The sequence below is a fragment of the Methylocella sp. CPCC 101449 genome, assembly GCF_031921685.1.
Classification (GTDB): Bacteria; Pseudomonadota; Alphaproteobacteria; order Rhizobiales; family Beijerinckiaceae; genus Terripilifer.
Window position 1 is genome coordinate 1101493 of the sequence record NZ_JAPDHU010000002.1, and the last position, 22116, is coordinate 1123608.

Consider the following 22116-nt stretch of genomic DNA (forward strand, 5'->3'; position numbering starts at 1 on the left):
GCACCCCCCGAAAAGGTGCAACGGGACAAGCCTTATAAAGCCCGCCGCAGCCCTCATGGTGAACCGGTTTTAACCGGGTTTTGAACGATTTGCTTACGCCCGCCGCAACGCCCGCCCGGTAAGCCCTGTGAGCAACCGGGGTCGGATGTGCCGAACCGGCAGGGACAGGTTATGCTGAATTATCGAATCGCGCAGTTTGGGACACTCTTTTCGGATGGATCCGACTGGGGCACCGACATGACCCGCACGGAGCGACGCAAATACCGCGAGCGGATGTTCCGCGAGACGGTTTTCGCGCGCTTTGCCAGGGTTGGCGCCGATGTCGGCTATCTGCTGCGCCATATCCGCGACCTGCCCCAGACCGCCGATTTCTTCCTGCGCGCCCCCTTTCTCGGCCATACCGGCCTGCCGGCGCTGGAAGAGGTGCGCCGCCGGCCAGACGGCATCGCCGGCGTGATCGACGACGTCACCCCCATGGCCATTGCGGGGGGCTATGCGGTCGGCTTCTTTCCGCGCTGGATTTTGGGCAAGGCGACCTGGTGGTCGCCCCAGGCACGCATGGTGCGCAAGCCCGCCGCCACCAAGGCCGTGGCCGCCGCCGGCCTTGTCTTCGAACTCGACCAGAACTTTGAGCAGGTGGCCGCCGCCTGCGCCGCCGCCGCCACCCGCGCTGGCGAAGGCTTCGGCCTGAGCCCGGCGGCCCTACAAGTGTTCGCCAATCTGTTCGACCAGGGTTTCGTCCATTGCTTCGCCGTGCGCGATACAGCGGGCGATCTTGTCGCCGGCGGCTTCGGCATGGCCTCGGGCCGCGTCTTTGTCACCGAAAGCCTGTTCGAAAAACGCCAGGGCGCCATCGCCTTCGCGCTGGCTTCGCTCGATGCCCAGCTCGCGCAATGGGATTTTCAGCTGCACGATCTGCGCAGCAGCCGCGCCGCCGAATTCGGCTTCCGGCCGATGCAGCGCGAAGCCTTCCTGCTGCTCAATATCGCCTGCCAGAACGGCGGCCGCCCTGGCCGCTGGTGCCCGGCGAGCTTGAAGCCGATCACACGCGCAGCATAACAGCGATGTAGAACCCATCCGTGCCAGCACTGGCCGGCGAGAGCCTTAAGCCCGCGCCATGCGGCGAGGCATGATCCGCCAGGGCCTCGATGCCGACGCCGCGCGCCACATGCGCTGCATCGAGCGGCAGGAAGCCGTCGGAGTTTTCGAGGAAGGCCGCGATGCGCGCCTCGTTCTCCTCGCGCAGCACCGAACAGGTGACATAGACGAGCCGGCCGCCGGCTTTCACATAGCGCGCCGCCTGTTGCAGCACTTCGTCCTGCTGCTTCTGGCGCTGTTCCAGCGCGCCGGGCCGCGTGCGCCATTTGGCATCCGGGTTGCGCCGCCAGGTGCCCGTGCCCGTGCAGGGCGCATCGACGAAGACCAGATCGCAGCGCTCTTCGAGATCGGCGAGATCCATCTTGCCGGCCTTGGGCGCGCGCACCTGCACATTGCGGGCGCCTGCCCGTTCCAGCCGGTCGTAGATCGGCATCAGCCGGCGGCCGTCGCTGTCGGTGGCGAAGACCTGGCCCTTGTTCTCCATCATGGCGGCGAGCGCCAGGGATTTGCCGCCGGCCCCAGCGCACAGGTCCAGCACCTGCCAGCCGGGCTTGGCGCCGGCGATCAGGGCCGCAAGCTGCGAGGCTTCGTCCTGCACCTCCACCTGCCCTTTGGCATAGGCGGGCTCGGCCGAGAGCGCCGGGCCGCGACCGTCGGCGCCGACAGCAATGCGCAGGCCCCAGGGCGAGAGCGCGGTTGCCTGCGCGTTGAGATGCGCCAGGGTGGCGAGCGCCTTGTCGCGACTGGTCTTCAGCAGATTGGCGCGCAGATCAACCGGCGCGCGTTCCGCCAGCGCCCGCCCCTCGGCCACGGCCTGGTCGCCGAAAGCGGCTTCAAAGGCTTCCGCCAGCCATTCCGGATAATCGCCCTGCACATGATCGGGTGCGCCCGTGAGGTCATCGGCATCGAGGCGCTGGCGCTCGGCCTCGGTCAGTTCGGGCGGCGCATGGGGGCCGGCGCCGCAGAGCGCGGCGATGGCCTGCGTCTCCATCCCGCGCCCGCGTTTCAGGGCGCCGAGCATGATCGCGCGAGGTGTGTCCTCCCCCATGATCCAGGCGGCGGAGGCGCGCACGCGCAAGGCATCGTAGACCAGACTGGCGATGGCCGAGCGGTCCTTCGAACCGGCGAAACGGTGGCTAAGGCCCCAATCCTTCAGGGCTTCGGCGGCGGGGCGGCGGCGGGTTTCGATGTCCTCGAGAACTTCGATGGCGGCGGCGATGCGGGCTGCGGGTGTCATGGGCCTGTTGTGGTGATCCCGGCCCAAAAGTCCAGCTAAACCGCCAGAAGAATCTGCACGGCGAAGATGATCCACATCACCATCAGCACGACCACGCCGATGAAATAGGCCGAGAGGCGCGGCACCATGCTGTTGGAGGTGGTGTGAATGAAAGCGTGGACATAGCGCGAAATCACGAAGACCCAGGACAGGACCACGAACAGCAGGTCCGCCTTGCGCGTGAACATGGCAAAGGCCACCAGCGCCAGGAACAGCACCGGAATTTCGAACTGATTGCGGAAATCGTTCGACACCTGGGTGACCCGATCGGGCCAGGCGTTTTCCCGCAAGGAGGCGTCCTTGCCCACCTCGCCGGCCTTCACGGCCTGCCCGCGCCGCCGGCCCAGTTCGATCAAGATGATCAGCACCAGCAGGACATAGGCGAAGACGGGAAGCAGAATGGCCTGGACCGACATGAGCGCACCTTTGCCGCAGCGAGCCATCGCCCTGTGTCATGGGGCGATAGCACCTATGATCGTTACTACGTCGCGTCTCCTTCAACGGATCACGACACGTAACGTTGCATCGCTCGCCGTGGATGCCCGCTCACGCTTCGCGTGTCGGGCATGCCACGAGAGTGGCTAGCCGCCACCCATCGGATAGTTCGGGCTTTCGCGCACGATCGACACGTCATGCACGTGGCTTTCGCGCAGGCCGGCGCTGGAGATGCGCACGAAGCGCGCGCGCTTCTGGAATTCGGTGATGCTGGGCGCGCCGACATAGCCCATGGCCGCACGCAAACCACCGGCAAGCTGATGCACGACGGCGCCGACCGGCCCCTTGTAAGGCACCTGGCCCTCAATGCCTTCCGGCACCAGTTTCAGCGTGTCCTTGATGTCCTGCTGGAAGTAGCGGTCGGCCGAGCCGCGCGCCATGGCACCCACCGAGCCCATGCCGCGATAGGATTTGAACGAGCGGCCCTGATAGAGAAACACTTCGCCGGGGCTCTCGTCGGTGCCCGCCAGCAGCGAACCGATCATCACGCATTCGGCGCCGGCGGCGATTGCCTTGGCGAGATCGCCGGAGAATTTGATGCCGCCGTCGCCGATGACCGGAATGTCCTTCTTACGCGCTTCCTCGGCGGATTCGAGAATGGCGGTGAGCTGCGGCACGCCGACACCGGCGACGATCCGCGTCGTGCAGATTGAGCCCGGACCGATGCCGACCTTGATCGCATCGGCACCCGCGTCAATCAGAGCCTTGGTGCCTTCCGCCGTCGCCACATTGCCGGCGATAATGGCGACCTTGTTGGAGACGCGCTTGATGCGCGTCACCTGGTCCAGCACGTTCTGCGAATGGCCGTGGGCGGTGTCGACGACGACGCAATCGACGCCGGCATCGATGAGCAGCATGGCGCGCTCATAGCCCTTGTCGCCAATGGTGGAGGCGGCGGCGACGCGCAGACGCCCCTGCTCGTCCTTGCAGGCGTTAGGATGCAGGGTCGCCTTCTCGATGTCCTTGACGGTCATCAGGCCGACGCAGCGCCCTTCGTCATCGACGACGACAAGCTTTTCGATGCGGTGTTGATGCAGCAGGCGGCGCGCTTCGTCCTGCGTCACGCCTTCGCGCACCGTGACGACCTTCTTGGTCATCAGTTCGGACACCGGCTGCGCCGGATCGGCGGCGAAGCGCACATCGCGATGGGTGAGAATGCCCACAAGCTTCGACGGCTTGCCGGGATTGCCGCGCTCGACCACCGGAATGCCGGAGATCGCATTCATCTTCATCAGTTCCAGCGCATCGGCCAGCGGTTGGTCCGGATAGACGGTGATCGGGTTGATGACCGTGCCGCTCTCATAGCGCTTCACGCGCCGCACTTCCTCGGCCTGCGCTTCCGGGTCGAGATTGCGGTGGATGACGCCGATGCCGCCGGCCTGGGCCATGGCGATGGCGAGACGCGCCTCCGTCACCGTATCCATGGCGGAGGAGATGATCGGCAGGTTGAGGCTGATGGAGCGCGTCAGCCGGGTGCGCAGATCGACGCCCGAAGGCATCACTTCCGAATGGCCGGGCTTCAGCAGAACGTCGTCGAACGTCAGCGCGGTTTCGAAGGTCGGACGTTCAATGGTGGCCATCTGCCAAACTCCTGGAATATGTTTCGGATACGAAACGGGTACGAGGCCGCCGGGCGACTCGTTTCCGCTTGATCATGGGGAACAGGGTTGGCAGCGGCTCATAGCATGCATGCGACGATGCGCAACTAAATATCGCGTGCGATCGTTTCAAGACCACAACAACATGGCTATGGGCCGGACCTGCAAACCCACGGCAACCTGTGCTATAATCATAAATAATCATTATAATTCATTTAGTTATGTCAATTTCTCGATCCAAGGGGAGAGGCCGAAATGAACAAGGTGGTGTGGGGCGCCCTGGGCCTCGGGGTGCTGGCAGCCCTGGGCGGCGGCGCCTGGCTGCTCTCCCTGCCGCCCGCGCCAGCCGCAACCGTTCCTGCGCCGATCGCCCAGGCGGAAACCGCCGCCATGATCGCCGCCCTGAAACCGAAGCGCCCTCGCCCGCTCATCGCCATCGTCGGCGTCAATGAGGGCACGGAGGTCACCGACTATCTGATGCCCTATGGCATTCTGAAGCGCGCCGACATCGCCGATGTGGTGGCGCTCGCCACCAAGCCCGGCCCGATGACGCTTTATCCGACGCTGAAGATCGAACCAGAGGCGACGATAGCCGATTTCGACGCGCGCCATTCCGGCGGCGCGGACTACGTCATCGTTCCCGCCATGGTTCGCGACGACGATCCCGGCATCATGGCATGGCTGAAAAGCCAGGCAGACAAAGGCGCTATTATCGTCAGCGTCTGTGCCGGCGCCAAGGTCGTCGCCAGCGCAGGCCTGCTCGATGGCAAGCGCGCGACGACGCACTGGTACTATCTGAAAGAACTGCGCGGCAAACATCCAAGCATCACTTACGTGGCCAACCGGCGAATGGTGATCGACAACGGCGTTGCAACGACAACCGGCATCACCGCCTCCATGCCGATGATGCTGACATTGATCGAAGCCATCGCCGGCCGCGCCAAGGCTGAGAGTGTCGCGCAAGGTCTCGGCCTCGCCGATTGGGATGCGCGCCACGACAGCGCAGCCTTCACGTTCACCCGCCCCTTCGCACTCACCGCGATCAGCAACACGCTCGCTTTCTGGAACCGTGAAGAGTTGGGGTTGGAGCTCACGGAGGGTATGGACGAAGTTTCGCTCGCGCTGGTCACCGATGCCTGGTCGCGGACCTATCACTCGCAGGCTTACACCTATGCGGCTTCGCCGGAAGCGCGCGAGAGCCGCAACGGACTGCGCATTCTGCCCGATCGGATCACGACGCGCTGGCCAGCGGAGCGACAACTGACCACCTTCACTGACGTGCCGCCCGCGCTGGCTTTGGATCAGAACCTGGCCGGCATAGCGAGCCGCTACGACAAGCCCACCGCCGATTTCGTCGCCATGCAGCTTGAATACCCGCAGCCGAAAAGTAGAAATTGACAAGCGCTAGCAATTTTAGCGACCTCTATTATCCAAAAAAGATGCTGAACAAATCTTTCCTTTCCCCGATGGCTTCTCCGCCTCAGCCTTAGATTTTTGCAAGCCTTTTCAGGCTATCCTGTCTAGCGAGGAGCCAACTATGTCCCGCTGGGCGAAACTTTGTTTCTTTCTGACCGCCGCCTTCTATCTGGTCGCGTTGTCCCTATCGGTGCTGCTTCCAATAATGGTCCAGATTCCCGTTTTAAGGGAAACGGTCAAGATGTTGGGGTCTCTCTTCTTCTATGTTCAAATATTCGCATTCATTTCCCCGACCATCTTCTGGAACCTTGCCTTCGTAATCGTTGCAGTAGACGTGCTAACGGGAAGATCTGCCAAACGCCTGATGATCCTGCCCGTGCTCTGGTTTGGTGGATATGCGGCTGCCGTGTTGCTCAGCGAACGGGAAGCTGATCGCTTTAATCACGCATTGACGGCACAAAGAGAAAACAACCGAGTGGCCTTCGATCCTGCGACGCAGGATGTATTGGTGGAAGCGAACGAGCCCGGTCCGGGGCGCAGAGCTGGTGGGCAACTGTCAGCGCGCTACACAATGGTTCAAACTCTTGGACTGACAACAGCCTATGAGCTTACAAAACAGGCTCCCGAGGAGATTAAAAAAATCGAGCTTCAGCCAACGAAATGTTCTGGCTCAGGGTCTATGCCGGTCGATCCTGGCTTCCGCGAAGGCCGGCGTTTCAGCAGCGCGCATAACATGTGCATTACGGAGACGCTCGAACGGCCATTGAAGCCAGTCCTTCGGATCGTCGGTGGAAAAAGGGATGACCGCGAGGGCCTGACAACCGTTACGACCCGTGACTTCCAGATTGTAATGCCCAATGGAGAAATCAAGAAAATCCGGACCGGAGGCGCGTATCCACTGTCATGGCGGCCTCAATTGGCGTTTAATTGCCGGTTCGGAGCTATACATTGCCCAATACATTTTGAGTTCAGAACTAGGCCCGAGGTTTTCAATCCCAACAACGTTCCCAACGTTATTGGCCACGCCCTTGGCCTCGAAAACATTTCATTGCGTGATCGATACCCCCAAGGTCAGTGGCAATAAATAGCCGCGTCCCCGCTGCAACTCGAATATGCGTGGCAACCAACGCAGAGCACATCGATCAGCAAAAGTACGCAGTAATCCCTACGGCGACAGAGATGACGCATTGCGCCGCAGGCCGCGTTCTTTTCCATTCGCAGCAGATATGATAGCTTGATCGCATCATGTTGCCGCGCGCCGAGACATAATCCGAAATCTCATGCCGGACGAAGGCGATAGTACCAGCGAAAGTTCTGGCCGACCTACGCGGGCTTTGCATTGGCAGAGCCTGTTCGATCATGTGCGCCCTCTCCATCGCCTTCAATACGCTTCTCGTCTGAAAGCGTTCATCCCCTTCCCTTATCCTGCAACAGGACCCAATCCATGGAATTCCTCGCAGATCCAAACATCTGGATCGGCCTTCTCACGCTCGTTGTCCTGGAAGTCGTCCTTGGCATAGACAATCTCGTTTTCATCGCGATCCTGGCGGACAAGCTGCCGCCGCATCAGCGCAACAAGGCCCGCGTGATCGGCCTGGCGCTGGCGCTCGTCATGCGGATCGCGCTGCTGTTTTCGATTTCATGGATCGTGACGCTGACGCGGCCGCTTTTTTCGGTCGCCGGCTTCTCTTTCTCCGGCCGCGATCTCATCCTGATCTTCGGCGGCATCTTTCTGTTGGCGAAAGGAACGATCGAACTGCACGAGCGCCTCGAAGGCGCGCATAAGCAGAAGACAGGACGTGTCGTTCACGCCCTCTTCTGGCAGGTGATCGTTCAAATCGTCATTCTAGACGCCGTGTTTTCGCTCGACAGCGTCATCACGGCCGTCGGCATGGTCGATCAGCTCTGGGTGATGGTCACCGCCGTCTGCGTGGCCATGGTCGTCATGATGGCCGCCTCGCGTCCGCTGATGGCTTTCGTGGCGAAACATCCGACCGTCGTCATTCTCTGTCTCGGCTTCCTGCTGATGATCGGCTTCAGCCTGGTGGTCGAAGGCTTCGGTTTCCATATTCCCAAGGGCTATCTCTACGCCGCCATCGGCTTCTCGGTTCTAATCGAGGCGGCCAATCAATTGGGACGCCGCAACCGCGAGCGAACCATCACGACGGGCGATTTGCGCGACCGGATGTCGGAAGCGGTTCTGCGCATGCTGGGCGGCCGTTCGGGCGAAGGCTCGCTGGGCGAAACCGTCGATGTCATCGCCGAACACGCCGCCCAGGGCGCGATCTTCAAGCCCGAAGAACAGGAGATGATCCGCGGCGTGCTCGACTTGAGCGAACGTCCCGTCAGCTCGATCATGTCGCCGCGCAACGAAATCGAATGGCTCGATCTCAATAAAAGCCCGGACGAATTGCACGCCGCCATCCGCAAGCTGACCCACAGCAAAGTCGTCATCGCCCGTGACGATGTCGACGAATTCATGGGCGTCGCGATCACCCGCGAATTGCTCGACGCATTGATCGCCGGACAGACGATCGACTGGACCCGGTTCACGCGCCAGCCGACGATCGTCCACGAGACGACCGACGTCCTGAAAATCATCGAACAACTGCGCCGCTCGCCGGTCCAGACGGCGATGGTCGTCGACGAACACGGATCGCTGGTCGGCATAGCGACACCGACGGACATCCTCGAGGCCATCGCCGGCGAGTTCCCCGATATCGACGAGGAAGCGGCATCGCTGGAACGATTGGAGGATGGGTCGTGGCTGGTCGACGGCTTTATCGACGTGCGCCAATTGAGCGGTGCCATCGGCCGCGACCTCGTCGACGACGCCAACCGCTATTCGACGCTGGGCGGTTATATCCTGACGCAACTCGGTCATCTGCCGACCGTCGGTCAAGTCCTTGATGCGGCCGGATTGCGGTTCGAAATTCTGTCGCTCGACAAACGCAGCATCGGCAGGGTTCGGATCACCGAAGCCGAACCCCCTCCGCCTTAAAACCGGCCCGTATGACGGCACAGATGACGACGTGACCGGAAGGCGATATCAATGGATCGCCGCGCCGTCGGCGAACAATAAACGGGAGGAAAAATGGCTCACAACCCGGGCTTTGACACGCTTTCGGCCACCCGGGAGGGAGCGCCCGCCTCGGCCGGCCACCCGTCGACCAAGCGCTGGACTGAACAGCGCTGGCTTCTCGATAACATCATCCAGGCCAACGGCATCGATTGGGATCAGCCGCGCTCGATTTATCTCTCGGCGCCGTGCGGCCCGGAGGCCAATGCAGATTTCGCCGCCGCGCGCCTGCGCATCCGCAAATATGCCGACGCGGCGCCCGCCTTCGAGGCTTTGGCCAAGCGGCGACAGGCCCGCGCCGAAGCGGCGGAGGCCGCAGGCGAACTCGTCACCGCGCGTGACAATTATTTCATCGCCGCTATCCATTGGGGCGCGGCGCAATGGCCGATCGACGCGGCCGACGCCACCAACCTGCGCTACAATGCCTCGAAACGCGCCTGCTATCGCAAATATGCCGATCTCGCCGATCATCAGGTCGAGGAGGTCTGGATTCCCCTGGGCGACAAGAAACTGCCGGCTTGGCTGCATCTGCCCTATGGCTATGCGGGGGGACCCGTGCCGGCCATCATCTCCGTGCCCGGCATGGACAGTTTCAAGGAATGCGGCGTTTCCCTTTACGGCGACCGCTGGCTCAATCGCGGCATCGCCGTTCTCGCCATCGACGGTCCCGGCCAATATGAAAGCCCCCTGCTCGGCATCTATGTGACGCCGGAAGCCTGGGCCGCCACAGGCACCGCCTGCGTCGATTGGCTGACCATGCGACCCGAGATCGACGGCAACAAGATCGGCCTGTCCGGCACCAGTTTCGGCACGTTCTTTTCGACGCTCGCCGGTGCCAACGAACCGCGCATCAAGGCCATCGCGCTCAATGCGCCCTGTCTCGAACCCGGCTGCCACACGATCTTCGAGGAGGCATCGCCGACCTTCAAAATGCGCTTCATGTTCATGGCAAACTATACTGACGAAGCCGCCTTCGATCGCTTCGCGCAAAGCCTCACGTGGCGCGGCCATGCCGAAAAGATCGAGGCGCCCCTGCTCTGCCTCACCGGCGAATCCGACGAACTGAGCCCGCTGCATTTCGCTGAAGAAATGATGAGCCAGGTGCGCGGCCCGCGCCAGCTCGTCATCTATCAGGATTCCCGCCACGCCATCGGCACGGTGCCATCGGCAACATTGGGGCCGTTCGCAACGACCCTGGTCGCCGACTGGATGCAGGCCCGCCTGACCGGCAAGCCCATGACCACGAGCGAACGCTGGTATGTCGATGCGACAGGCAAAATCGACCGGACATATTTGACGTAAACCTGCAACCCAATGAAGGGCAGAAAACTTTAATGAAGCCGACCAAACAATTGCGAACTTTGATCGATGCGCCTGACATTTGCGCGATGCCGGGTGTCTACGATGCTCTGTCGGCGCGCATCGCCGAACAGGCCGGGCATCGCGCCGCTTTTCTCGGTGGTTTCGCCGCCACCGGCGCGACTTTGGCCGAACCTGACTCCTCGCAATTGTCCCTGACCGAAATGGCCGATCACACCGCACGCATCTGCGATGCGGTGTCGATCCCCATTCTCGCCGATGCGGATACTGGCTTCGGCAATGTCACCAATGTGCGCCGCACGGTCAAACAGTTCGAACGCGCCGGCGCCGGTGGTATTTTGATCGAAGATCAGGTGTTTCCGAAGCGCTGCGGCCATACGCCGGGCAAGGCGATCATCTCGGTCGAAGACATGGTCGCCAAAGTGAAAGCCGCCGTCGATGCCCGCGAAGACGGCGATTTCATCATTCTCGCCCGCACCGATGCCATCGCGGTCGAAGGCATCGAGGCGGCGATCGAACGCGCCAATCTGTTCCGCGAGGCCGGCGCCGATCTGCTTTTCATCGAAGCGCCGCGCACCCTGGCACAGATGCGCCGCATCTGCGGCGAGGTCGAAGGCAAGCATCTCGCCAATATGGTCGATTTCGGCATGACCCCGGAACTCACCGCGCGCGAATTGCAGGACATCGGTTTCAGCGCTGCCATCTGGCCGGTCTCGGCGCTGCTGGCCGTCACCCGCACCCTGCAGGATTTCATGCGGGCATTGGCGACCGAAGGCAGCAGCAAAAGCCAGCAGGATCGCATGGTGACGTTCGATGCCTTCACAAGTCTGGTCGGTCTGCCTGACCTGCGCACCCGCGAACAAGCCGATCTCGATGCGGCGGCAAGCTTGATAGGTGCCCATAAAAAGCACTGAACCAACATAAGGGAGGACAAGATGAAAAATTATCAGGACGGCGGCGAGGCCATTGTCGAGGCCTTTCGCAATCTCGGTGTCGATTACATCATGTCTTCCCCCGGCTCCGAATGGAGCCCGGTCTGGGAGGCCATGTCGCGCCAGACGGTCGAAAAGAACGCCGGGCCGAAATTCATCGACTGCTGGCACGAAACCGTCGCCATCGACATGGCGCTCGGCTACACCGCCGTCACCGGCCGCATGCAGGCGGTATTGATCCACGCCGGCGTCGGCCTGATGCATGGGTCGATGGCCATGCTCTCAGCCACCAAGGCGGAAATGCCGATGGTGGTGATGTCGGGTGAATCCTTCACCTTCGGCGCCGATCCAGAGGTCGAAGTGGAACCGCAATGGTATGGCGGCGTCAGCGAAGGCGGCACGCAGCGCTATGTCGCGCCGCTGGTCAAATGGTCGACCCAGATCACCAGCCACGCCACCGTCTACCACACGATCACCCGCGCCGGCGAAATGGCGCAGCGCGTGCCGCAAGGCCCGGTCTATCTCAATTGCGCCCTCGAAGCGATGTTGCACGAGTGGAAGAAGCCAGACGATCTCAAACCCGTGCCGCCGGCGCCAAAGACGCAGCCGCTGGCGCAGGACGTGAAGGAGGTCGCCGATCTCATCGCCAAGGCGAAAAACCCCGTCATCGTCACCGAGACATCAGGCCGCGATCCCAACGCCTTTCGCGCGCTTGTCGACCTCGCCACACATCTCGCCATTCCGGTGATCTCGGGCCGTGGCAGCACCTACACCAATTTCCCCAAATCCAATCCGATGTGGATGGGCTATGGCACGCTCGGCCTGCTCGACGACGCCGATCTCATTCTCGTCGTTGCCGGCAAGGCGCCCTGGTATCCGCCGACCAAGCGTCCTGGCAGAGGCCGTATCGTCGCCATCAGCGACAATCCGCTGAAAGCCCACCTCGCTTATCAAGTGCTCTTCGCCGATCAATATCTCGAAGGCGATACGGCGCTGGCGCTGCGTGCTTTGGTCGAGGCGACGAAATCTCTTTCAGGCGCCGCTGTCGACGAACGCCGCAAACGCTGGACCGGCGAACACGAGAAACTGCTCGCGGCGCTGAAGACGGCGGAGGACAAGTCGCTTGCCGCCGGCGCGCTCGATGCCGTCGCCGTCGCGGCCGTGGCCAATAGCGCCCTGCCCGACGACACGATCATCTGCGATGAAACCATCACGCATATGCCGCTGATGCGCTCGCATCTCAATTTCAACCGGCCGCAGAGCTTCTTCCGTGTCACCGGCGGCGCCTTGGGCCAGGGCATCGGCGCGGCGCTCGGCGTCAAGCTCGCCTCCCCCGACCGGCCGGTGGTGCTCTTCGTCGGCGACGGCTCGTTCCTCTACAATCCCGTCATCCAGGCGCTCGGCGCCTCCAAGACCTACGGCCTGCCTGTTATCATCGTCGTCTGCAACAACGCCAAATACGAAGCCATGCGCAAGGGCCATGTGATCTACTACGAAGGCGGCGCGGCAGCCTCGACCACCCATCACCACGGCGTCCATATCGCAGGCCCCGAATATCACGAACTGGGCCACCATTACGGCTTCTTTGGCGCCAAAGTCTCGACGCCCGATGAGCTGAAGAAAGGCTTCGCCGATGCGCTCGCCGCAACGAAGAAAGGCCAGACGGCCATTCTGAACGTGGTGATGACAAAGTAGGCCGAGCGCTGCCTATCTACACATAAAAAGACGATCGGGAGGATTTCATGATCAATGTGCGCCGCCTCGGCCACGCCACTTTGACGACGCCCAATCTCAATCGGGCGATCGAATATTATAACGAAGTGATCGGTCTCAATGTGGTGGCCCGCGACAGAAAGAGTGCGATCCTGGCCACCAAAGTGGGCCTCGAAGCCATTGCCCTCGTCGAGGGCGATCAGGCGGAACTGGCGCGCCTCTCCTTCCAGGTCGCGCCCGGCACCGATCTCAACGACTGTATCAAGGCCCTCGCCAAACATGGCGTGAAGGCTGAGCGGCGCAGCGAAATTTCGCCCGGCGTGAAGGAGGCCATCACCTTCAAGGACAACAAGGGCACCGCCATCGATGTCTACGCCGAATATGAATTCGCCAAGGACATGGAAAAGCCCATCGGCATCATGCCCCTCAAACTCGGCCACGTCGCCTATCGCTGCGAAGACATCAAGCCGGTGATGCAGTTTTATATGGATGTGCTCGGCTTCCGGCTGTCGGACATTCGCGGCGATTTCTTTTGTTTCCTGCGCTGTAATTCCGATCACCACGCCGTCAACTTCGTCAACGATCCGAAGGCGCAACTGCATCACATCGCCTTCGAGGTCAAAGACTGGCCGGAAATCCACCGCGCCTGCGACTATCTCGCCAAGAACAATTTGCTGCTCGTCTGGGGTCCGGGGCGCCACATCATCGGCCACAACATCGCCGCATACCATCGCAACCACGATGGCGTGCGCGTCGAACTCTATACGGAAATGGATCAGATGAAGGACGAGGCGCTCGGCTATTTCGATCCACGCCCATGGCATCAGGAGACGCCGCTGCGGCCGAAACAGCATGGCCCCGAGACCTTGCGCAACTATTGGGGTTTTGGCTCGGGCTCGACCGCCAACATGCCGGGCTATCCGTAGTTTGTATCATCAGTTTGGCCAGCGGGAGGGACGCATGGCGAAATTGCTTGTGTTGAGCACCGCACTGTTTGCGAGCTTTCTCACCACCGCAAGCCACGCGGAGGAACCAAGCTTCGCGGGAAAGACCATATCGATCTACGCCTCCGGCGGCGGATATGCGCTCTACGCGCGCGCTCTCGCAATTCATATCGGCAAACGCCTGCCGGGAACGCCAACCATCATCATCCGGGAGCTGCCGGGCGCCGGCACGCTCATGTCAGCGAATTACATTGCCGAAGCAGCGCGCAAGGACGGCACCGAGATTGGCGCGGTCGGCGGATCGGTCGCCACCGTGCAACTCTACAAAGTGCCGAACGTGCGCTTCGATCCACGCCGCCTGATCTGGCTCGCCAGCCTGGCCAGCGAAGCGGGCGTGGTGGCCGTCACCGCGAAGTCCGGCGTCTCCTCCATTCGGGATGCCTTTACCCACAAAATCCTGGTCGGCGGCGGCGGGCCGACATCGGGCAATATCGTCTTCCCCTCGATCTTGAACGGCCTGCTCGGCACCAAGTTCGACATCGTACGCGGTTACAAATCCTCCGAGGACATCGCTCTGGCGATGGAGCGCGGCGAGGTCGAAGGCGTCGCCAGTTGGAATTGGTCGAGCATCAAGGCGGCGCGTCTCGATTGGGTCAAAAGCGGGCAGATCAAGATCCTGCTGCAACTGGCGCTGACGGGCCATCCCGACCTTGAAGGCATTCCGCTCGTCACCGATCTGGCCAAGACCGACGAACAGCGCGCCGCGATCCAATTGGTGTTCTCGTCGCAGGACATCGCCCGGCCCTATATCGCACCGCCCGGCACCCCGCCGCAGATCGTCGATCTGTGGCGTCGGGCTTTCCAGGAGACCATGACCGATCCGGCTTTCCAGGCGGACCTGGGCAAGATGAATCTCGATTCCGCCGGGGCGAAAAGCGGCGGCGAGGTGGAGGCGCTGATCGAGCGGTTATACGCCACCTCGCCGGACGTGTTGAGCAAGGTCAACCGCTGGATGGACTTGAAATAGGACGTCGGCGTCACCGGCGTCCGGGTGAAAATCGCCAAATTTCACACTCACATACCCATGATTTGCAAAAGCCGTCCCCATCCACAAAAGACCGGTAAATTCGCTAAAATCTTAATGAATTGAGCAAGGTACGATTTACCTGAATCGGTAAACCTGCCCCTCAATCGCAGTTGCGTCGTTCTCGCGATTCGGACTATCCACCCCGCGAAAAGTGGCAGTAATGATAACGAAATCAATGGTTGCGCTTGTCGTCGAAGACGATTCAAGCTTCCGCGAAGTCATGGCTTTCATGCTCCGGCGAATGGGCTTCAAGCGCGTTTCCCTGGCCTCCGATGTGGAAATGGCCTGGGATATTTTAACCAAGTCCCGGGTCGACATCGTCATCTCGGACTGGAACATGGAGCCCGCCATGGGCATCGACCTGTTGCGCTCGGTGCGGGCCGATCGGGTGCTGGCCAAAAAACCCTTCATCATGATGACGGCCAACATGTCGCTCGACTATTGGCAGACGGCCATCACGGCGGGGGCCAGCGACTTCCTGTGCAAACCGTTCAACCTTAAACAATTGCAGGACACGGTCACGCTTGTCCTGGCGCAGGAGCGGCGCGCCAAAGCCAAACGCGAAACCACCGAGGCACCGCCACCCCGACCTCTGCAAAAACCGCATTTCTCGCCGTCCTGATACGCGGTTAACGCTTTGGACGTGGGCAGCACAGCGGTCTAATGTGCCGGCGCATTACAGTGCCGACATTGAGGATTCTCCGTTTTGGACCGCAGCCTACTCACCGCGCTTATCGTGGCCTCGGCGCTGCTCATGGAGAATCTCGACAGCACGGTCATCTCAACGTCCTTGCCGCTGATCGCCGCCGATCTGGGGACCAGCCCCCTGTCCCTGAAGCTGGCGATGACGTCCTACATGCTGTCCCTGGCGGTGTTCATTCCAGCCAGCGGCTGGGTTGCCGATCGTTTCGGCGCCCGCAACGTCTTCCGGGTCGCGCTCGTCATTTTCATCGTCGGTTCGATCCTGTCCGGGCTGTCGCAATCGCTGGAGCAATTGGTCGTATGCCGCGTCATCCAGGGGATAGGCGGCTCGATGATGACGCCTGTGGGACGGCTCATCGTGCTGCGCTCGGTGCCGCGCTCACAGATGATCGAGGCGTTCACCTGGCTGACCTTTCCCGCCATGGTCGGGCCGATGCTCGGGCCCCCGGTCGGCGGCTTCATCTCCACTTATTTCCACTGGCGCTGGATTTTCTTCATCAACGTTCCCATCGCCATCCTCGGGGCGATCCTGGTGACGAAGTACATCGCCGACGTGCGCGAGGAGAAGCCCGGCGATTTCGACTTCAAGGGCTTCATTCTCACCGGATTGGGCTTCACTGGCGTCGTCTTCGGCTTCTCGCTCGCCGGCGGCCATTTCATCTCCGCCGGTCCCAACATCCTGCTGGTGCTGGCCGGCCTCGGCTTTCTTGGCCTTTACGTCCGCCACGCCCGCACCCATCCCAATCCACTGCTCGACCTCAGCCTGTTCCAACTGGTCACGTTTCGCCGCGCCATCCTCGGCGGCACTATTTTCCGCCTCTGCATGGGCGCGGTGCCCTTCCTCCTGCCGCTGATGCTGCAACTGGGCTTTGGCCTGTCGCCGTTTCATTCCGGCCTGCTGACTTTCGTCAGCGCCATCGGCGCCCTGTTCATGAAGGTCGCCTCGGGCTGGGTGCTGCGCACCTTCGGCTTCCGCAACACGCTCATCGTCAACGGCATCGTCTGCGCCGCCACATTCGCCGTCAACGCGCTGTTCACCCCGGCGACGCCGCATGTGATCCTGCTGTCGATTTTCCTTGTCGGCGGTTTCTTCCGATCCCTGCAGTTCACCACGCTCAACGGCCTGGTTTTCTCCGACGTCGATAGCGCCCGCATGAGCAATGCCACCGGCATCAACGCCACCAGCCAGCAGATCGCCGCCTCCGGCGGGATCGCACTTGGCGCCATCTTCGTGGAAATGACCCAGTTCGCCCGCGGCGAAAGCGCCCTCACCCCGGATATTTTCGCCCCCGCCTTCCTGGGGTTGGGTGTGCTGATGCTGTTGTCGATCGTGATCTACCTGCGGCTGCCGCCCGATGCCGGCGAGGGCCTCGCCGGCCCCTCGAAACGGCACCTCCCCGCCGACCGGGATCAGCCGGCGGCGCAGGCGCCGAACCCCGCGCCAACGCCAGCATCGACCCCTGCCCCCACCCCGGCCTGAGCCGCGCCAACACCATTGCACTCGGGCCTTTTGCCGCCTAAACACCCGCATTCGCGCGCTAATCTTTGAAAGTGAGCGCCAAAGAGGTTCCCATGTCCGCCGAATTCCGCCCGAAATCCGATTTTCTCTCCGTTCTGCTGGAGCGCGGCTACGTGCACCAGTGCTCGGATTTCGCGGGCGTCGACGAAAAGGCGAAGGCAGGCGAACTCATCACCTATGTCGGCTATGACTGCACGGCCCCCTCCCTGCACATCGGCCATCTGCTGCCGACCATGATGATGCACTGGTTGCAGAAGACCGGCGCCGGCAAGCCGATCCCCTTGATGGGCGGCGGCACCACCCGCGTCGGCGACCCCTCGGGCAAGGACGAAAGCCGCAAGCTTCTGCCGATCGAGACCATCGACGCCAACAAGGCCGAGATCCGCAAGACCTTCTCCCGTTTCCTGACCTTCGGCGAGGGCAAGACCGACGCCTACATGTCCGACAATGCGGAATGGCTGACGGCGCTCAACTACATCGACTTCCTGCGCGATGTCGGTCGCCACTTCTCGGTCAACCGCATGCTGTCGATGGATTCCGTCGCCATGCGCCTCGAACGCGACCAGGAACTGTCGTTCATCGAATTCAACTACATGTGCCTGCAAGCCTATGACTTCGTCGAACTGAACCGGCGCTACGGCTGCATCCTGCAGATGGGCGGTTCGGACCAGTGGGGCAATATCGTCACCGGCATCGATCTCGGCCGCCGCATGGGCACGCCGCAGCTCTATGCGCTCACCGCGCCGCTTCTGACCACGGCGTCGGGCGCCAAAATGGGCAAGACCGCTTCTGGCGCCGTCTGGCTCAACGGCGACATGCTGAGCCCCTATGACTACTGGCAATACTGGCGCAACACCGAAGACGGCGACGTCGGCCGCTTCATGCGCCTGTTCACCGACCTGCCGCTCGACGAGATCGCGCGCCTCGAAAAACTCGGGGGCGCCGAGATCAACGAGGCCAAGAAAATCCTCGCCAACGAAGCGACCGCCTTGATGCACGGCCGCGACGCCGCCGAACAGGCAGCCGAGACGGCACGCAAGACGTTTGAAGAAGGCGTCGCCGCCGATACGCTGCCGACTGTCACGATCTCTGCGGCAGAGTTCGACGCGGGCGTTGGTGTGCTGACAGCTTTCGTGAAGGCCGGCCTCGTCGCCTCCACCGGCGAAGCGCGCCGCCAGATCAAGGCGGGCGGCCTGCGCGTCAACGACGTGGCCGTCAGCGATGAACGCGCGGTCCTGACGCGCGATCAGCTCGTCAACGGCGCCGTCAAACTGTCGCTCGGCAAGAAGAAGCACGTCCTGCTGCGGCCGGAGTAAACACGCCCGTCACTGCCCGGGCGTGATCGACATCGGCATGGACGGCTGGCGCGAACGCTGCGGCACAGCGGCTGGCGGTGCCGGCGTCTGCGATCCCTCGATGGCGCCGAAGATCTTGCGGATGAACCCGGGCGCGATTGCCGACAGCGGATTGATGTTGAGGGTCGGCGCGCTGGCCGGCCCCGACACGCGAAAGTTGACGCCGAACAGACCTTCGTTCGTGCCGCCGCCGAGCAGCGGTCCGAACAGCGGCACTTTCGAGAACAGATTGTTGACGCCATAGGCCGGCACGAACGTGCCGCTCATGTTCACGCGATTACGCGGATAGTCGATCATGCCTTCCAGCGTCATGCCGATCGAGGGACCGTTGATAATCGCTTCGCGAACGTCGATGCGCCCGTCGTTCTTGCGGAAGGTGACAGCGAGGCGGTTGAAGCCGACGGCACTCGCATCGAGCTGCGCCGCCCGTTCCTCACCGCGCTGCGGCACGCCTTCCTGCAACAGGCGGCCGAGAGCCGGTTCGTTGCGCAGAACGAAATCGCGCACCGACAGCGCCCCGGCGACATTCTCGCCAAAACCTTGCGTGACGAGCGTGAGCTGACCGCCCTCCATGCGCTTGTAGTAGTCGAAGAAGGACAGCAAGGAGCCACCGTCATTGGTCCGCACGGTCACCTGCGGCTCGCCTTCGTCGCGGCTCATGCCGACCGTCACGGGCGCGCGGCCGGAGCGGGCCGTCATCTTGAGATCGCGCAGCGTGTTGCCCTTGCGGATCAGCCGCAGATCGACATTGGCGAGCGACTGACCGTTATAGCCGGTCACCAGCCCTGCCTTGAGATCGAGATCGACGCCGCCGCTGCTGCGCCCCTGCCCTTCGTTGGCCTGCTGCAATAAGGGCCGTGCATCGAAGACATTGCCACGCGCGACGATCTTGAGACCGTCGTCACCAAGCTGAATGTCGGCGCGCATGTCATCGCCCGGCGAAAGCTTGATCTGGCTCAGGCGGGCACCCTGGAAGCTGCCGCCGCCATCGAGATCGATCTGGCCTTGCGCCGAGAACGTGCCGCCATCGAAGGCCAGTTGCTGCAGTTGAATCTTGTCCTGATCGCCCGTGAGCGTGAAGGTCGCCTTGGAGGCACGCCCCGCCGGCTTGCCGACACCGGGGATCGGCAGATTGATCGCGGTCTTCTGCAAGTCGAGTTCGACGCTGCCGCGTTGCTTGTCGCTTTGACCGAGCAAGGCGGTCAAACGCACACCCACAGGCCCCGAGAGATAGGCATCGGTGGACCATCCCTGCTTGGCCCGGGCAGCGTCGTCGAGCACGAAGGACACCGTCGCTTCCGCTGCTCCGCGATTGGCCTGGCGCATATCGATCTTCGCGGTCGTGCCGAAGAGGCGGCCTTGTCCGGAAGCCGTCATGCCCTTGCTGTCGGCCGTGACCGTCAGCGTGCCTTGATCCAGCCGCTCTTTGCCAACGAACTTATCGATAGTGAGATTGCTGACCTGTTGCCAGACGCGGATCTCAGGATCGCCGCCTGGCGCCTCGTGCCCCAGGCGCATGTCGATCACCGCCTTGCCATCGACTTGTCCCTTGATCGTGGCGGGATCGATCGGCACGCCACCGTAGGATTTCAGCGCATCGCGCGAAATGAAATCCATGACGGCATCGACGGTGCCGCTATATTGCAGGTTCACCGAGGCGGGAAAAACCCATTTGGTCTGATCGGGAATCTCGAACTTCGCCGAATTGAGTGTCAGCTTGCGGCCCTGCGCCAGATCGACCTGTCCCTGGTTCGCGGCGAACGACGTGCTCTTGCCGGTGACGCGGCCGCTTCCCACGAGGCGCGACAACGGCGGTGCGCCAGTCAGATAATCGAACACGCCGTCGGAGACGGTGAACTCGACGTTCAAGGCCTGTTCGGGCACGGGATGGCCGGCACGCAAGGCTTCCATCGCATCCGGATCGAGATTGACGCGCACCGAACCCGTATCGAGTTGGCCGCCGATTAAATGTTGCAGCAGAAAGGTGCGCGTTTCCGGCGCCGCGAACGTCGGCCACAGCCGCATGACCGTGCGCACCGGCGTCTTCTGCATGTCGGCGGAGAGCGCCAGCCGATGCTCGCCTTCCCGCCAGCCCCCCTGGGCGGTGAGCACCATCGAGAGCGCCGGCCCGGAGACATTGAACTGATCGATCGACCATGTCTGCGCGGCTGGATTGACGGTGAGCGCCAACTGGCCCCGCTCAATGACGATGTCGGTTTCCTTCGGCCGCTCGGGACCGAACTGGCCGGGCGCAATGTCGACATTGGCGCGCCAAGCGTCTTCGCCGGGCTTCGGCGGGAAGACCGTTCCGGAGAAGCCCAGTTTGGTGCCGCCAGCGAGAAAGCGCGTGCCGGTCAAGGCAAAGTTCTGTTGATCCGGCTGCCAGGCGAAGGATCCATTGATCGCGCTCACCGGGATCGGCTCATGATCGGGGTGCTGCAGCACGAAGAAGCCGCCGCCGGTCTGATATTCACCCGTCGCCTCGTAAAGCGCGCCATCCTTGCCGATGGCGAAACGCGCCTTGCCCGAAAGCGGCATGTCGAAATCGAAAGGCAGATCGCGCAGGCCCGCAGCTAAAGCGATGTCATCGAGCGAGATATCGCGCATCGCCATCTCGAGGCGCGCGGCCCCATCGACACCGTCGCCGCTGAAGCCGGCGGCCTTGATGCGCACTTCGCGCTGCCGCGGCCCGTCTTCAGCGCTGACTTGCAGATCGGCACCTTCGCTCGACTTATCAAAAGACAAGGAGAGGTTGTTGAATCGATTCTTCACGCCGGTGCGCTGATCTTCGAAGACCATGTGACCGCCAACGATGCCGGCATGTTCGAGATCGCCCAACGGCGAGGCGCCGGCCGTCGCCGCCGCGATGATATGCGCGACGACCGAAACCAGACGCGCCTGCGGCGTCGTCAGGGCCGGATCGTCCATGGTCGGCGGTTTCGCCGGCAGGACGATTTCCTTCTCGCCGGCCGACAGCGCCACCGTGCCATCGCTGAGCACGGCCAAGCGCAGATTGAGGTCATAGAGATCGAGGCGGCGCGGCCGCGCTTCGCCGCTGGCCAGTCGTAGCGGGTCGATCGACACCGTGGCGCGTGGCGCACTCACCGCCAGGCCGCCATCCGGGCCACGCAATTCCAGGCGATTGACCGAGAGGACCGGCCCGGTGTCGCTGCTCTCGATGACCGTATTGCCGAGTTCGACGGCATAGCCGGCCGGCAGCCGCGCATTCATCTCATCTTGAATGCGCCCCGCCAGCCACTCGACCTGGATCGGGCCCTGGCTCAGCCGCCAGTAGAAATAGCCGCCCGCGCCCAGAACGAGAACGACGAGCAAGGTGACCAAACCGGCACAGAACACCACGCAGCGCCGCGCCAGACTCGGCCGCGCGCAGCGCACCGGGTTCGCAGGAGCGACATCGCTGGCAGTGGCGGTGTTCGCCTGTTCAGACAATAGCTCTCGTCTCTCGGTTGCGGCTTACTGCGAAGATAAAGGAATTCGCCACGATTCGTACCCTGATCCTGCATTTGTCTGGCATGGACCTGACACGAGGGGTTCGCTAGCTTCCCGCCCATGTGCAAGCTC

At 62.4% G+C, this 22116-nt stretch carries 16 protein-coding genes; 12 read left to right on the forward strand and 4 right to left on the reverse strand.

Annotated features, from left to right (window positions below):
* The first annotated feature begins 171 nt into the window (after nucleotides 1-171).
* Entirely contained in the window at nucleotides 172-1059 is an 888-nt protein-coding gene (locus OIM99_RS16050; RefSeq protein WP_311851439.1) for a hypothetical protein, read from the forward strand.
* Here the strand turns inward: OIM99_RS16050 and OIM99_RS16055 are convergent.
* The 3 genes from OIM99_RS16055 to guaB form a co-directional block, all read right to left on the reverse strand.
* Nucleotides 1043-2335 carry an RsmB/NOP family class I SAM-dependent RNA methyltransferase gene (locus OIM99_RS16055; protein ID WP_311851440.1) on the reverse strand — a complete coding sequence of 431 codons (1293 nt, stop codon included), beginning with the start codon at nucleotides 2333-2335 and terminating at the stop codon, nucleotides 1043-1045. The two genes, OIM99_RS16050 and OIM99_RS16055, sit on opposite strands and share 17 nt — an antisense overlap.
* A 35-nt stretch (nucleotides 2336-2370) precedes the next feature.
* The gene (locus tag OIM99_RS16060; protein ID WP_311851441.1) at nucleotides 2371-2790 is read right to left on the reverse strand and encodes an MAPEG family protein; all 420 of its coding nucleotides are present in this window, start codon (nucleotides 2788-2790) and stop codon (nucleotides 2371-2373) included.
* 165 nt (nucleotides 2791-2955) lie between these two features.
* On the reverse strand, nucleotides 2956-4449 hold the full coding sequence (guaB, locus tag OIM99_RS16065; protein WP_311851442.1) for an IMP dehydrogenase: 1494 nt from the start codon (nucleotides 4447-4449) through the stop codon (nucleotides 2956-2958).
* Between the two features lie 273 nt (nucleotides 4450-4722).
* Here guaB and OIM99_RS16070 point away from each other — a divergent pair, with 273 nt between their 5' ends.
* The 11 genes from OIM99_RS16070 (at nucleotide 4723) to tyrS (ending at nucleotide 18495) form a co-directional block, all read left to right on the forward strand.
* Entirely contained in the window at nucleotides 4723-5865 is a 1143-nt protein-coding gene (locus OIM99_RS16070) for a DJ-1/PfpI family protein (protein ID WP_311851443.1), read from the forward strand.
* Nucleotides 5866-6004: 139 nt separating this feature from the next.
* Nucleotides 6005-6967: a hypothetical protein gene (locus tag OIM99_RS16075; RefSeq protein WP_311851445.1), complete on the forward strand. Its 963-nt coding sequence runs from the start codon at nucleotides 6005-6007 to the stop codon at nucleotides 6965-6967.
* 360 nt (nucleotides 6968-7327) lie between these two features.
* Nucleotides 7328-8884, forward strand: coding sequence for a TerC family protein (locus OIM99_RS16080; RefSeq protein WP_311851446.1), 1557 nt, complete (start codon nucleotides 7328-7330; stop codon nucleotides 8882-8884).
* Nucleotides 8885-8977: 93 nt separating this feature from the next.
* Complete coding sequence (locus OIM99_RS16085; RefSeq protein ID WP_311851447.1) at nucleotides 8978-10264, forward strand: alpha/beta hydrolase; 1287 nt, start codon at nucleotides 8978-8980, stop codon at nucleotides 10262-10264.
* A 32-nt stretch (nucleotides 10265-10296) separates the two neighbouring features.
* On the forward strand, nucleotides 10297-11196 hold the full coding sequence (locus tag OIM99_RS16090; RefSeq protein ID WP_311851449.1) for an oxaloacetate decarboxylase: 900 nt from the start codon (nucleotides 10297-10299) through the stop codon (nucleotides 11194-11196).
* A 21-nt stretch (nucleotides 11197-11217) separates the two neighbouring features.
* Nucleotides 11218-12909 carry a thiamine pyrophosphate-binding protein gene (locus tag OIM99_RS16095; RefSeq protein ID WP_311851450.1) on the forward strand — a complete coding sequence of 564 codons (1692 nt, stop codon included), beginning with the start codon at nucleotides 11218-11220 and terminating at the stop codon, nucleotides 12907-12909.
* Nucleotides 12910-12956: 47 nt separating this feature from the next.
* Nucleotides 12957-13853, forward strand: a complete 897-nt coding sequence (locus OIM99_RS16100) for a VOC family protein (RefSeq protein WP_311851451.1) — start codon at nucleotides 12957-12959, stop codon at nucleotides 13851-13853.
* Nucleotides 13854-13887: 34 nt separating this feature from the next.
* Nucleotides 13888-14898, forward strand: a complete 1011-nt coding sequence (locus OIM99_RS16105; RefSeq protein ID WP_311851452.1) for a tripartite tricarboxylate transporter substrate-binding protein — start codon at nucleotides 13888-13890, stop codon at nucleotides 14896-14898.
* A gap of 235 nt (nucleotides 14899-15133) precedes the next feature.
* Nucleotides 15134-15580 (forward strand): response regulator, encoded by a 447-nt coding sequence (locus OIM99_RS16110; protein ID WP_311851453.1) that lies wholly within the window; start codon nucleotides 15134-15136, stop codon nucleotides 15578-15580.
* Between the two features lie 84 nt (nucleotides 15581-15664).
* Nucleotides 15665-17140, forward strand: a complete 1476-nt coding sequence (locus OIM99_RS16115) for a DHA2 family efflux MFS transporter permease subunit (protein ID WP_311851454.1) — start codon at nucleotides 15665-15667, stop codon at nucleotides 17138-17140.
* A gap of 92 nt (nucleotides 17141-17232) precedes the next feature.
* Entirely contained in the window at nucleotides 17233-18495 is a 1263-nt protein-coding gene (gene tyrS / locus OIM99_RS16120) for a tyrosine--tRNA ligase (protein ID WP_311851456.1), read from the forward strand.
* Between the two features lie 9 nt (nucleotides 18496-18504).
* Here tyrS and OIM99_RS16125 read toward each other — a convergent pair whose 3' ends face one another.
* Entirely contained in the window at nucleotides 18505-21984 is a 3480-nt protein-coding gene (locus OIM99_RS16125; protein WP_311851457.1) for a DUF3971 domain-containing protein, read from the reverse strand.
* Nucleotides 21985-22116: the final 132 nt, after the last annotated feature.